The sequence below is a fragment of the Serratia sp. EC4 genome, from assembly GCF_059652115.1.
In genome coordinates, this window is the sequence record NZ_JBNIDE010000001.1 from 733,267 (window position 1) to 746,287 (window position 13,021).

The window sequence follows — 13,021 nt, forward strand, 5'->3', positions numbered from 1 at the left end:
CTAGCCTGATGGGATAGGTTCTAAACACAGGAGTTGGACAGGCATGGGCACTACCACAATGGGCGTGAAACTCGACGAGGCAACACGCGACCGGATCAAGAGCGCCGCGCAGCGCATCGATCGCACGCCGCACTGGCTCATCAAGCAGGCCATCTTTAATTACCTCGAGCGTCTCGAGAGCGGTACCGATATTCCTGAAATTCCAGCGCTGGCCGCAGCGGGCCAGCCTGAAGCGGACGACATTATGCCGCAAGCGCAGGAAGAGTCACACCAGCCATTCCTCGATTTTGCCGAACAAATTCTGCCTCAGTCGGTGACCCGCGCCGCCATCACCGCCGCCTATCGCCGCCCAGAGACCGAAGCGGTGCCGATGTTGCTCGAACAGGCGCGATTACCCGCCGATCTTGCACAGGCCACTCACAAAATGGCCTATGGCATCGCCGAGAAGTTGCGTAACCAAAAAAGTGCAAACGGCCGCGCCGGCATGGTGCAAGGCCTGCTGCAAGAGTTCTCCCTCTCCTCGCAGGAAGGCGTGGCGCTGATGTGCCTGGCGGAAGCGCTGCTGCGCATTCCGGACAAACCGACCCGCGATGCCCTGATCCGCGACAAGATCAGCAACGGCAACTGGCACTCGCACCTGGGGCGCAGCCCGTCGCTGTTCGTCAACGCCGCGACCTGGGGCCTGCTGTTCACCGGCAAGCTGGTGTCCACGCATAACGAAGCCAATCTGTCCCGTTCGCTGAACCGCATTATCAGCAAGAGCGGCGAACCGCTGATCCGCAAAGGCGTGGACATGGCGATGCGCCTGATGGGCGAGCAGTTCGTGACCGGCGAAACCATCGCCGAAGCGCTGGCCAACGCGCGCAAGCTGGAAGAAAAAGGTTTCCGCTATTCCTACGACATGCTGGGCGAAGCCGCCCTGACCGAAGCCGACGCGCAGGCCTACCTGGTTTCCTACCAGCAGGCGATCCACGCCATCGGCAAAGCCTCCAACGGCCGCGGCATCTATGAAGGCCCCGGCATCTCCATCAAGCTGTCCGCCCTGCACCCGCGCTACAGCCGCGCGCAGTACGAACGCGTGATGGAAGAGCTTTATCCGCGCCTGCTGTCGCTGACCCTGCAAGCGCGCCAGTATGATATCGGCATCAACATCGACGCCGAAGAGGCCGACCGCCTGGAAATCTCGCTCGATCTGCTGGAGAAGCTGTGCTTCGAGCCGCAGTTGGCCGGCTGGAACGGTATCGGCTTCGTGATCCAGGCCTATCAGAAACGTTGCCCGTTCGCCATCGACGCGGTGATCGACATGGCGCAACGCAGCCGCCGCCGCCTGATGATCCGTCTGGTGAAAGGCGCCTACTGGGACAGCGAAATCAAACGCGCCCAGATGGACGGCCTGGAAGGCTACCCGGTATACACTCGCAAGGTGTACACCGACGTTTCCTACCTGGCCTGCGCCCGCAAGCTGCTGTCGGTGCCGAACCTGATCTATCCGCAGTTCGCGACCCACAACGCCCATACCCTGAGCGCCATCTATCACCTGGCCGGCAACAACTACTACCCTGGCCAGTATGAATTCCAGTGCCTGCACGGCATGGGTGAGCCGCTGTACGAACAGGTGGTGGGTAAAGTGGCCGACGGCAAACTGAACCGCCCTTGCCGCATCTACGCACCGGTCGGCACCCATGAAACGCTGCTGGCTTACCTGGTGCGCCGCCTGCTGGAAAACGGCGCCAACACCTCGTTCGTCAACCGCATCGCCGACGCCACCCTGCCGCTCGACGAACTGGTGGCCGATCCGGTCAGCGCCGTGGAAGCGCTGGCGGCCAACGAAGGTCAGATTGGCCTGCCGCATCCGCGCATCCCGCTGCCGCGCGAGCTGTACGGCGAGAAACGCGTTAACTCCAGCGGTCTGGATCTGTCCAACGAACAGCGTCTGGCCTCGCTCTCCAGCGCCCTGCTCACCAGCGCCAGCCATCCGTGGCGCGCGGAACCGATTATCGACGCCGAATTGGATCAGGGCGTGGAGCAGCCGGTGATCAACCCGGCCGAGCCGGGCGATGTGGTCGGCTACGTGCGTGAAGCCACCGAAGGCGAAGTCAGCCGCGCGCTCGACGCCGCCGCGGCCGCCGGCCCAATTTGGTTCGCTACGCCGCCGACGGAACGCGCCGCGATCCTCGAACGCGCCGCCGAACTGATGGAAAGCCAGCTGCAAAGCCTGCTGGGCATTCTGGTGCGTGAAGCGGGTAAAACCTTCAACAACGCCATCGCCGAAGTGCGTGAAGCGGTCGATTTCCTGCACTACTACGCCGGCCAGGTGCGCGACGACTTCGCCAACGACAGCCACCGCCCGCTGGGCCCGGTGGTCTGCATCAGCCCGTGGAACTTCCCGCTGGCGATCTTCACCGGCCAAATCGCCGCCGCGCTGGCGGCGGGCAACAGCGTGCTGGCCAAACCGGCCGAGCAAACGCCGCTGGTGGCCGCGCAGGCGGTGCGCATCCTGCTGGAGGCCGGCATTCCGCAAGGCGTGCTGCAGCTGCTGCCGGGCCAGGGTGAAACCGTCGGCTCGACGCTGGTCAACGACGCCCGCGTCCGCGGCGTGATGTTCACCGGCTCCACCGACGTCGCCGGCATTCTGCAGCGCAGCATCGCCGGTCGTCTCGATCCGCAAGGCCGGCCGACGCCGCTGATCGCCGAAACCGGCGGCCTGAACGCCATGATCGTCGACTCTTCCGCCCTGACCGAGCAGGTGGTGACCGACGTGGTGGCCTCCGCCTTCGACAGCGCCGGCCAGCGCTGCTCCGCGCTGCGTATCCTGTGCATTCAGGAAGACGTGGCCGAGCACACGCTGCAAATGCTGCGCGGCGCGATGGCCGAATGCCGCATGGGCAACCCGGAGCGCCTGTCCACCGACGTGGGCCCGGTGATTGACGCCGAAGCCAAAACCGGCATCGAACGCCACATCCAGGCGATGCGCGCCAAAGGCCGCAAGGTGTACCAGGCCGCCAAAGGCAGCGCGCAGGATGAGAAAGAGTGGGCGCGCGGCACCTTCATCAAGCCGACGCTGATCGAACTCGACAGCTTCGACGAGCTGCAGAAAGAGATCTTCGGCCCGGTGCTGCACGTGGTGCGCTTCCAGCGCAACAATCTGGACGCGCTGGTCGATCAGATCAACGCCGCCGGTTATGGCCTGACGCTGGGCATTCACACCCGTATCGATGAAACCATCGCCCGGGTGACCGAACGCGCCAAGGTCGGCAACCTGTACGTCAACCGCAACATGGTCGGCGCAGTGGTCGGCGTGCAGCCGTTCGGCGGCGAAGGCCTGTCGGGCACCGGCCCGAAAGCCGGCGGCCCGCTGTACCTGTACCGTCTGCTGGCCAACCGTCCGGACGACGCGCTGCAACGTACGCTGCACCGTCAGGACGAAGAGCGTCCGATGGAAGCCACCGCGCGGCCGCAACTGTTGGGGGCGCTGCAATCGCTGGAGAAATGGGCGGTCACCAGCCAGCACGGCGAACTGGCGGCATTGGCGCAACGTTATGCGGAACTGGGCCAGGGCGGCACCGTACGTCCGCTGCCGGGCCCGACCGGCGAGCGCAACACCTATGCCCTGCTGCCGCGTGAACGCGTGCTGTGCCTGGCGGATAACGAAGCCGACGCGCTGATCCAGCTGGCCGCCGTGCTGGCGGTTGGCAGCTGCGCGCTGTGGCCGGAAGCGGAACTGCAACGCAATCTGTTCCGCCGCTTGCCAAACGATGTGCAGGCGCGCATCGCCTTCAGCAAAGACTGGCAGCAGGACAAGATCGAGTTCGATGCCGCCATCTACCACGGCGATGCCGACCAGTTGCGCACCCTGTGCGAGCAGATCGCGCAGCGCGGCGGCGCCATCGTCTCGGTGCAGGGCTTCGCCCACGGTGAAACCAACATTCTGTTGGAACGCCTGCTGATCGAACGTTCGCTGAGCGTCAACACCGCCGCCGCCGGCGGTAACGCCAGCCTGATGACCATCGGTTAACGCATCCTCAAGGCGGCAATCCATTGCCGCCTGATTTGCTCGCCGCTACGCAAACCCTGCGCTCGTGCAGGGTTTTTTATTGTCCGCAGCCCGATCGGCCGTTAGCGCCTTGTTATCCTTACAGGGTGGGGCGTCGCTCATGGACGATCACAACATAGACGGATTACTCTGCTTGAAAGCCGCATCAGAGCGCTACGAGACGCATTGACTCTCTGGTTCGGCAACATCCGGGATACGGCAGCCGCAGCGGATTTCTCGCCGCCGCCGCGCGCAATGAATGGTTGAAAGCGGAGTGAATGCGGTCGGGGGAAACGCCCCCGACGCCTTATTGATTCCGGAACTTATCGAGGAATTGCTGGGTACGCTGATGCTGCGGATTGGCGAACAGCGCTTTGGCCGGGCCCTGTTCGACGATGCGGCCGTGATCCATAAAGATAACCCGATCGGCCACGTCGCGGGCGAAGCTCATTTCATGGGTGACGATCACCATGGTGCGTTTCTCTTCCGCCAGTGAACGCATGGTATTGAGCACTTCCCCCACCAGCTCGGGATCGAGCGCCGACGTCGGCTCATCGAACAAAATCACCTCCGGCTGCATCGCCAGCGCGCGCGCGATTGCCACCCGCTGCTGCTGCCCGCCGGACAGCCGACGCGGATAAGCCGCCTCTTTGCCGCTCAGCCCCACCTTGGCCAGCAACGCACGAGCGCGCTGTTCGGCGCTGGCTTTCGCCTCGCCTTTAACGATAACCGGCCCTTCGATGATGTTTTCCAGCACCGAACGGTGCGGAAACAGGTTGAAGTTCTGGAACACGAAACCGACCTGCTGGCGCAGCGCGCGCACCTGATTTTTCTGTTTGCTCAGCGGCTTGCTGCCGTCGATCAGGATATTGCCGACGCGAATGGTGCCGGAATCCGGCTCCTCCAGCAGGTTGATGCAGCGCAACAAGGTGGTTTTCCCTGAGCCGCTCGGGCCGATGATCGCCACCACCTCACCGGCGTCCACCGCCAGATCGATCCCATGCAGCACCGTCTGACCTTTGAACTGCTTGGTCAATTGCTTAACTTCAATGGCACTCATGCGTTACTCCTGATCCTGGCGATTAACGTGGGCTTCCAGACGGTTTTGCAGTGCGGAAAGCAGGGTCGCCATCACCCAGTAAATCAACGATGCCGCCAGGTACATGGTGAACACTTCCAGCGTGCGCGAGGTGATGAGCTGCGCCTGGCGGAACAGTTCCGGCACCTGAATGGTGGCGGCCAGCGAGGTGTCCTTCACCAGGCCGATAAAACTGTTGCCCAGCGGCGGCAAGGCGGTGCGCGCCGCCTGCGGCAGGATCACCCGGCGCAGGGTTTGCCAACGGGTCATGCCGATGCTGGCGGCGGCTTCCCACTGCCCTTTGTCGATCGACGAAATCGCCGCGCGCAGCGTTTCTGAGGTGTAGGCGGCGGTATTGAGCGACAGGCCAATCAGCGCCGCCGGGAAGGGATCGAATTCAACGCCGAACTGCGGCAGACCGTAATAGATCATAAACAGCTGGGCGATCAACGGCGTGCCGCGGAACAGCGACACGTAAATGCGCGACAGCCACGACAGCGGCCACAGCGGCGAAAGGCGCATCAGCGCCAACAGAAAACCGAGCAACAAGCCTAGCGCCATACCGCCCAGGCTCAGCTGCAGCGTCAGTATGGCGCCCTTCAATAAAAATGGCGCTGAATCCAGCGCCAGTTGAATACTTTCGTGCATTATTTAGTTACGTCCGCGCCAAACCATTTTTCGGAGATCTTCGCCAGCGTGCCGTCTTTTTGCATCTCGGCGATCGCCTGGTCAATCGCGGCCAGCAGCTCTGGGTTATTTTTGCGCAGCGCCACACCGGACTCCTGGCGGGAGAATGCCGGGCCGGCCACCGCCAGCGTATCGCCGGTTTTCTTCACCAGATCCAACGCCGCCAGGCGATCCACCAGGATGGCGTTGATGCGGCCGACGCGCAGATCCTGATACTTGGTCGGGTCGTCGTCGTAGGTACGCACGTCCACGCCCTGCACATTCTCGCGCAGCCATTGCTCATAGTTGGTGCCCAGGCCAACGCCGACCTTTTTGCCCTTCAGGTCTTCCGGCTTGGTAATGGTGCCTTCGTTGCCTTTTTTCACCAGCGCCTGAATACCGGAAACGGTGTAAGGGGTGGAGAAGTCATATTTCTTCTTGCGCTCATCGGAGAGCGTCACCTGATTGATGACCACGTCGATGCGCTTCGAATCCAGTGAAGCCAGCATACCGTCCCACTTGGTCGGGTTCAGCTTGGCTTTCACGCCCAGATGTTCCGCCAGCGCGTTGGCGAAATCCACTTCAAAACCGGTCAACTTGCCGTCTTCCCCCTGGAAGCTGAACGGCGGATAGGTGCCTTCCAGCCCGACGATCAGCGTGCCGCGCTGCTTCACCTGCTGCAGCAGATTGTCGGCGGCGTAGGTTTGAGTCGTCAAACCGGCGGCCAACGCAACGCCCACCACGCCCAATAACCATTGGCGACGAACTTTTGCAAACATCATAAACACCCCTGTATGTTGTTTATCTTTTTTGATATCAGCACTTTAACAGTGCAACCGCCCGCATAAAGGAATATAACCTTATAAATATAGTTCAAAATGGAATAACAAGCGGTATTTACACCTGCGGATGGTAGGCGAACAGCGCCGGCGCACCGCCGGTGTGAACGAACAGGATGGGCCCTTCGTCGCGGAAACGCCGCTGGGCAATGCCGTCGATCAAACCGGCCATCGCTTTGCCGGTGTATACCGGATCCAGCAACACGCCCTCCTGCTGCGCCAGCAGCTGCACCGCCGCCATGCCCTCTTCGTTCGGCATGCCGTACTGCGGCGCGAAATAATCGTCCCACAGCGCTATCGGCGCCAGTTCGTCGATATTCAGCGAACAGGCCAGGGCTTTCTGGATCTGCTCCACCTTCGGCAGTTGATCGATCACGGTGCGCGAGACCGTCACGCCAATCAGCTCAGTTTCAGGCAGCAGCTGTTGCAGCCCCACCGCCAGCCCAGCGTGAGTGCCGGCGCTGCCGGACGCCACCACCACCGAACTGAACGCCACGTTGCTGCGCCGGCTCTGTTCGGCGATTTCCAATGCGCACTGCACGTATCCCAGCGCGCCCAGGGCATTGGAGCCGCCCACCGGCACCACGTAAGGCCGGAAGCCCTGCGCCTCGAGGCGCGTCGCCAGTTCCGCCAGTTGCTGCTGCGGATCGTGCAGCGCTTCGCACATCACCACCTCGGCGTTGAACAGGCCGAGCAACAGGCGGTTGCCGTTGGTCAGGTAGTTTTCCGCACGGGTATCGATGGGGTTTTCCAGCAGCGCGACGCAGTGCAGGCCCAGTTTCGCCGCCACCGCCGCCGTCTGGCGCACGTGGTTGGATTGAATGGCGCCGGCGGTGACCAGCGTATCGGCGCCTTGTCGCAGCGCGTCGGCGGCCAAAAACTCAAGCTTTCTCAGCTTGTTGCCGCCCATGGCCATAGGCGTGACATCGTCACGTTTAAGGTAGATTTCGCGGCCGAGGTAATCGGAGAGACGGGACAGCTTTTCGAGCGGTGTGGCGACGCCAACCAGATCCAGACGCGGAAATTGCGCCAGTTGTTGTTGCAGGTTCACTACTTCCCCCCAGGGAATCGAATATCAACATCTGATAACCGATAGATTTAGCAGATGTGAACTGAATAATCATCCTTTATCACGGGGGGATACGGCAGACCCCGGCCCAGCGGCCGGGGAAAGTCTCAGTAGCTGCGCTGCCAGGCGAGATACTGATCGTACTTGCGCAGCGCAATGCGGTAGTTGTTGTGCGCCGCGGTAGGCAGATCGTCGATGATGCGCTGATGACTGGCGCTGTTGGCGAATTTGTCCGCCGGGTAATTCCGCGCCACCAGCATTTCGTCCAGACGGCGCAACCGCACCACATACTCGCGAATGGTGCTGTGGCTCATCTCGGTCTGTTCGAACAGATACTGCTTGAACGCCATAATGTCGAAATAACTCGGGTGGCTGTTGCAGGAAATCTCGCTGCAAAAGCGGCACAGCGCGGTCAGCTCGTGCTGCACGTTTTGCCAGACCGCATCGTCGATCGGCTGATCCATGCGCGCGATGGCTTCTTTATTGATTATCTTGCCGCGAAACACCAGCGCCATGCGGTCCAACAGTTTGCCGCACTGGGAGCAATGGGTCTGGCTGTGCTTGTAATCTTTCAGGTAACGGCTAAGCGGCCGTTTCTTCAACAGTATTCCTGGCATAAGGGGCAGTCCGATTGTCGCATGAGTCATCGAGTTGGGGGCGGCGCTCCGCCGTCAGGTATCGTTCGCCAGCCGCGCACGCAGCCGTTTGATCGCCTGACTGTGCAGTTGGCTGACGCGGGATTCCCCGACGTCCAGCACGGCGCCGATCTCTTTGAGATTCAACTCTTCCTGGTAATACAGCGTCAGCACCATTTTTTCGCGCTCCGGCAACGCCTCGATGGCGTCGATCACCCGCTGGCGCAGGCTGCCTTCCAACAGGTGATGCAGCGGGTTGGCCTCCTCATGCCCTTCCAGCATCGGTTCCGCGCTCTCGCCATGCTCCTCGCGCCATTCGTCGTAGGAGAAAAGCTGGCTGTTATTGGTGTCCAACAGAATTTGACGGTACTCATCCAGCGAGATGTTCAGCGTCTGCGCCACTTCCGTTTCGCTCGCCGGGCGGCCGTAACGCTGTTCCAGTTGCCGCATCACCTGCGCGACCTCGCGCGCGTGGCGCCGCACGCTGCGCGGCACCCAGTCGCGGCTGCGCAACTCGTCGAGCATCGCGCCGCGAATGCGCTGCACCGCATAGGTGGTAAAGGCGGTTCCCTGTAGGGCGTCATAACGCTCAACGGCGTTTAATAGCCCGATTCCCCCGGCCTGCAGCAGGTCGTCAAGCTCCACGCTGGCGGGCAGCCTGACCTGCAGGCGCAACGCCTCGTGGCGCACTAACGGCACGTAGCGCAACCAGAGAGAATTTTTGTCCATCACGCCTTCGGCGGTATACAGATCGCTCACTATGTCTTAAACCTGCGGATAAGAGAGTCAGCGCTATTATGCGTAGGGGGCGAAATGCCAATCGGCAGAACAGTCGCACAAAACAGGCTTTATTTGCGCCATGTAATAACCGCGCGGGGCGCGAGCATAAAAAAAACCCCGCCGAAGCGGGGTTTCTTTGCGACAGTTAATCGGGAGAGACGATTAACGCAGCAGGGACAGAACGTTCTGAGTAGACTGGTTAGCCTGTGCCAGAACAGAGGTGCCAGCCTGTTGCAGGATGTTGGCGCGGCTCATGTTGGACACTTCGGTCGCGTAGTCAGCATCCTGGATACGGGACTGAGAAGCGGACAGGTTGTTCACGGTGCTGTTCAGGTTGTTGATAACAGAATCGAAACGGTTCTGTACCGCACCCAGGGAAGAACGCAGGCCGTCAACCTGAGACAGCGCTTTGTCCAGGGTAGCCAGCGGATCAGGAATGTCCACTGCAGTGGTGCTTGCAGCAAATTTCACGGTATCAGCTGCACCGCCAGTACCTGCAGTGAAGGTTGGAGTCGCTGAAACGTAAGATTTTTTACCGTCGGTGGCAGTGGTTTCGACCATGTAGATGGTTTTGCCATCTTTATCAGAACCTGATACCAGCTTCTCATTCGCCTTCAGACCAGATGCGTCAACTTTAGCATCGCCAACGGTACCTGCGTTGTCATACTTGATAGTTGCGCCATCAGCGATCTGAGAACCAACTTTGTTGCCTTTGGTCGTCACATTAAAGGTATCCAGACCCAGCTCTTTAGCGTCGATCTTTTTCAGATCGATATCGATGGTTTCACCGTCGTTAGCGCCAACCTGGATGGTCAGTTTCTGATCGCTGCTCAGCACTTTCACGCCGTTGAAGTCAGTCTGCTCGGAGATACGGTTGATTTCAGACAGACGCTGAGTGATTTCGTCCTGGATGGATTTCAGGTCGCTGGTGGAGTTGGAACCGTTCTGCGCCTGTACGGTCAGACGACGGATGTTCTGCAGGTTGTCGTTAACTTCGTTCAGTGCGCCTTCAGTGGTCTGCGCCAGAGAGATACCGTCGTTGGCGTTGCGGGAAGCCTGAGTCAGGCCTTTGATGTTAGCGGTGAAACGGTTGGAGATCGCCTGACCCGCAGCATCGTCTTTCGCGCTGTTGATACGCAGACCGGAAGACAGACGCTCAATCGCAGTGCCCAGAGAAGACTGAGATTTGTTCAGGTTGTTCTGCGCCATCAGAGACAGGCTGTTAGTGTTGATTACTTGTGCCATTGTTTGCTTTCCTTACGAGTCAGTTGCGTTCTTCGCAACACGGTTAAAAGGTTCGGGCTTGTTTGCCCACGGCGTCAACCACCGTCCCCTCAGGTATCGGCCCTCCCCTAACAACCTTTAGCAATTTTTTAAAATTTTTTGCGCCCGCTGCAATGGCGGAAATAACGCGGTTTTTCCCTCCTCTATTGCGCCATCGTTTTTTTGTTTTTTTCGGTAAACTTTTTCACCACTGGGCCGATAACGCGTAAAGCGAATAAAGTCATCATCAAGGAGAATTACTCATGGCAACGATCAGTTCATTAGGTCTCGGCTCAGGGCTCGACCTCAATGGCTTGCTGGATAAGCTGACCAAAGCGGAACAACAGCGTCTGACCCCTTACACCACCAAGCAATCCAGCTACAACGCCCAGCTGACCGGTTACGGCACGTTGAAAGGCGCACTGGAAAAATTCGACAATCTCAGCAAAGAGATGGCGAAAGAAGATTTCTTCAAGGCCACCACCGCCACCGAACACGACGCCTTCAAGATCACCACCAACGCCAAGGCGGTGCCGGGCAACTACGTGGTGGAAGTGAACAAACTGGCGCAGGCGCAAACGCTGACCACGCAGGCGAAAGTCAGCGATCAAGGCGCTAAATTAGGCGCTGAAGGCGTCACCGACCGCTCCCTGACCATCACCGCCGGCAACCCGCCGAAAGAAACCAAAATCCCGCTCAGCGACGATCAAACCTCGCTGGTTGAGCTGCGTGACGCCATCAACGGCGCCAAAGCCGGCGTCACCGCCAGCATCATGCGCGTTGGCGACAACGACTATCAGTTGGCGGTCAGCTCTTCCACCACCGGCGAAAACAACAAGATTTCTCTGCAGGTCGATAACGACGACCAACTGGGCGATATCCTGAACTACAACGCCACCCGCGGCACCGGCACCGCCATGAAGCAGACGGTCGCGCCGCAGGATGCGGAGCTGACGGTGAACGGCACCGCTATCAAGCGCAGCACCAACTCGATCAGCGATGCCCTGCAGGGCGTCACCATCGATCTGAAAACCAAAACCAAAACCGATGAACCGCAACACCTGGTGATCAGCACCAACACCGCCGGCACCACCGACAAGATCAAAGAGTGGGTCGACAGCTATAACTCCCTGCTGGACACCTTCAACGCATTGTCCAAGTTCACCCCGGTGAAAACCGGCGAAGCGCCAAACCCAACCAACGGCCCGCTGCTGGGCGACAACACCCTGCGCGGCATTCAGTCGTCGATCAAAAGCGCGCTGAGCGCAGCCCAGGACAACCCGGAGTTGAAAGGCCTGGGCAACCTCGGCATTTCCACCAACACCAAAACCGGCAAGTTGGAAATCGACAGCGCCAAGCTGAAGAAAGCGATGGATGAGAAGCCGGATCAAGTCAGCAACTTCTTCGTCGGTAACGGCAAAGACACCGGCATGGCCACCGAGATCCACAACGAGATCCAGAGCTACATCAAATCCGGCGGCATCATCGAAAACTCGACCAAAAGCATCAACACCAACCTCGATCGCCTGAACAGCCAGATCACGACGGTCACCGCCAGCATTCAGAACACTATCGATCGTTATAAACAACAGTTCGTTCAGCTGGATACCATGATGTCGAAAATGAACGGCACCAGTAACTATTTGGCTCAACAGTTCAAGTAACCCTTTAACAAGGTAAAGAAAACAGCATGTATAACCGTAGCGGCACTCAGGCCTATGCACAGGTCAGTCTGGAAAGCGGCGCCATGAGCGCCAGCCCGCACCAGTTAATCGTGATGTTGTTCGACGGGGCGCTCAGCGCCCTGCTTCGCGCACGCATCCTGATGAACCAGGGCGATATCGCCGGCAAAGGCATGGCGCTGTCCAAAGCCATCAATATCATCGACAACGGCCTGAAAAGCGGCCTCGACCCTCAACAGGGCGGCGAGATCGCCGAAAATCTGGCGGCATTGTACGACTACATGAAGCGTCGGCTGATGCAGGCCAATCTACACAACGACGAAGCGGCGATCGCCGAAGTGGTTAAACTGCTGGAAAACATCGCCGACGCCTGGCGCCAGATCGGCCCTAACTACCAACCTTCGCAGGACGCCGTGTAATGGAACGTCAACAGCAGCTGTTAGCCGCTTATCAACAAATTTACAGCCTGAGCAGCCAGATGATCGCGCTGGCGCAAACCGGGCGCTGGGAGGAGCTCGTCGAGCTCGAATTCGCTTACGTGACGGCGGTGGAAAAAACCGCCGCCTTTACCGGGCAAGCCGGCCCGTCCATGGCGCTGCAGGAGATGTTGCGCAATAAGCTGCAACAGATCCTCGACAACGAAACCGAACTCAAACGTCTGTTACAGCAGCGTATGGATGAGCTGAAAATGTTGATCGAACAGTCCACGCGCCAGAACGTGGTCAACAATGCCTACGGCCAGTTTCATGATCGTGCGCTGTTGCTGGGGGAACCACAGGTCCGATAAGATCGACAATACTGACGAAAATGGATTAAATAGCACTATGCGCTATTACTCTCGGGTTACGTTAGGATATTAATCTATGGCATTTGAATTATTCAGCTTATGGGTAATTGGTAAAATGCGCGCTTCGAGCCTGGCTCTCACTTTAATGGATAAACATCATCCCGACACGGACGTTTTCTGTTCAGCAGG

At 59.5% G+C, this 13,021-nt stretch carries 11 protein-coding genes and 1 pseudogene; 5 read left to right on the forward strand and 7 right to left on the reverse strand.

Annotation, left to right across the window (positions count from 1 at the left end; all coding sequences use genetic code 11):
• The first annotated feature begins 43 nt into the window (after positions 1-43).
• Together putA and ACP39K_RS03410 are read left to right on the forward strand one after the other, a co-directional pair.
• Positions 44-4,015 (forward strand): trifunctional transcriptional regulator/proline dehydrogenase/L-glutamate gamma-semialdehyde dehydrogenase, encoded by a 3,972-nt coding sequence (gene putA / locus ACP39K_RS03405; RefSeq protein ID WP_161544828.1) that lies wholly within the window; start codon positions 44-46, stop codon positions 4,013-4,015.
• 197 nt (positions 4,016-4,212) lie between these two features.
• A pseudogene (locus ACP39K_RS03410) lies at positions 4,213-4,311 on the forward strand (type II toxin-antitoxin system HicB family antitoxin); the annotation flags it as partial.
• Positions 4,312-4,340: 29 nt separating this feature from the next.
• Here the strand turns inward: ACP39K_RS03410 and tcyN are convergent.
• The 7 genes from tcyN to ACP39K_RS03445 all read right to left on the reverse strand — a co-directional run bounded on the left by tcyN (position 4,341) and on the right by ACP39K_RS03445 (position 10,345).
• Entirely contained in the window at positions 4,341-5,093 is a 753-nt protein-coding gene (gene tcyN, locus ACP39K_RS03415; protein WP_060444642.1) for an L-cystine ABC transporter ATP-binding protein TcyN, read from the reverse strand.
• Positions 5,094-5,096: 3 nt separating this feature from the next.
• On the reverse strand, positions 5,097-5,759 hold the full coding sequence (gene tcyL / locus ACP39K_RS03420) for a cystine ABC transporter permease (protein WP_016927326.1): 663 nt from the start codon (positions 5,757-5,759) through the stop codon (positions 5,097-5,099).
• Positions 5,759-6,559, reverse strand: a complete 801-nt coding sequence (tcyJ, locus tag ACP39K_RS03425; RefSeq protein ID WP_016927325.1) for a cystine ABC transporter substrate-binding protein — start codon at positions 6,557-6,559, stop codon at positions 5,759-5,761. The genes tcyL and tcyJ overlap by 1 nt, the downstream gene beginning before the upstream one ends.
• A 115-nt stretch (positions 6,560-6,674) precedes the next feature.
• Positions 6,675-7,667, reverse strand: a complete 993-nt coding sequence (locus tag ACP39K_RS03430; protein ID WP_016927324.1) for a D-cysteine desulfhydrase — start codon at positions 7,665-7,667, stop codon at positions 6,675-6,677.
• Between the two features lie 125 nt (positions 7,668-7,792).
• Positions 7,793-8,302 (reverse strand): flagella biosynthesis regulatory protein FliZ, encoded by a 510-nt coding sequence (gene fliZ / locus ACP39K_RS03435; protein ID WP_004934751.1) that lies wholly within the window; start codon positions 8,300-8,302, stop codon positions 7,793-7,795.
• Positions 8,303-8,356: 54 nt separating this feature from the next.
• Positions 8,357-9,079 (reverse strand): RNA polymerase sigma factor FliA, encoded by a 723-nt coding sequence (locus tag ACP39K_RS03440; protein ID WP_016927322.1) that lies wholly within the window; start codon positions 9,077-9,079, stop codon positions 8,357-8,359.
• A 183-nt stretch (positions 9,080-9,262) separates the two neighbouring features.
• Positions 9,263-10,345 carry a flagellin FliC gene (locus ACP39K_RS03445; protein ID WP_021504080.1) on the reverse strand — a complete coding sequence of 361 codons (1,083 nt, stop codon included), beginning with the start codon at positions 10,343-10,345 and terminating at the stop codon, positions 9,263-9,265.
• 281 nt (positions 10,346-10,626) lie between these two features.
• Between ACP39K_RS03445 and fliD the strand changes: the two genes are divergently transcribed.
• The 3 genes from fliD to fliT are packed head-to-tail and all read left to right on the forward strand — an operon-like array spanning position 10,627 to position 12,832.
• Positions 10,627-12,027, forward strand: coding sequence for a flagellar filament capping protein FliD (gene fliD, locus ACP39K_RS03450; protein WP_015378237.1), 1,401 nt, complete (start codon positions 10,627-10,629; stop codon positions 12,025-12,027).
• A 26-nt stretch (positions 12,028-12,053) separates the two neighbouring features.
• Positions 12,054-12,464 (forward strand): flagellar export chaperone FliS, encoded by a 411-nt coding sequence (gene fliS / locus ACP39K_RS03455; protein WP_004934758.1) that lies wholly within the window; start codon positions 12,054-12,056, stop codon positions 12,462-12,464.
• A complete protein-coding gene (gene fliT / locus ACP39K_RS03460) occupies positions 12,464-12,832 on the forward strand; it encodes a flagella biosynthesis regulatory protein FliT (RefSeq protein ID WP_016927319.1) in 369 nt (122 codons plus the stop codon). The genes fliS and fliT overlap by 1 nt, the downstream gene beginning before the upstream one ends.
• Positions 12,833-13,021: the final 189 nt, after the last annotated feature.

Excerpts from the sequence above, each read along its gene's own strand:
- putA (WP_161544828.1), top strand. The coding sequence starts at position 44 with ATGGGCACTACCACAATGGGCGTGAAACTCGACGAGGCAACACGCGAC.
- tcyN (WP_060444642.1), bottom strand. The coding sequence starts at position 5,093 with ATGAGTGCCATTGAAGTTAAGCAATTGACCAAGCAGTTCAAAGGTCAG.
- tcyL (WP_016927326.1), bottom strand. The coding sequence starts at position 5,759 with ATGCACGAAAGTATTCAACTGGCGCTGGATTCAGCGCCATTTTTATTG.
- tcyJ (WP_016927325.1), bottom strand. The coding sequence starts at position 6,559 with ATGATGTTTGCAAAAGTTCGTCGCCAATGGTTATTGGGCGTGGTGGGC.
- fliZ (WP_004934751.1), bottom strand. The coding sequence starts at position 8,302 with ATGCCAGGAATACTGTTGAAGAAACGGCCGCTTAGCCGTTACCTGAAA.
- ACP39K_RS03445 (WP_021504080.1), bottom strand. The coding sequence starts at position 10,345 with ATGGCACAAGTAATCAACACTAACAGCCTGTCTCTGATGGCGCAGAAC.
- fliD (WP_015378237.1), top strand. The coding sequence starts at position 10,627 with ATGGCAACGATCAGTTCATTAGGTCTCGGCTCAGGGCTCGACCTCAAT.
- fliS (WP_004934758.1), top strand. The coding sequence starts at position 12,054 with ATGTATAACCGTAGCGGCACTCAGGCCTATGCACAGGTCAGTCTGGAA.
- fliT (WP_016927319.1), top strand. The coding sequence starts at position 12,464 with ATGGAACGTCAACAGCAGCTGTTAGCCGCTTATCAACAAATTTACAGC.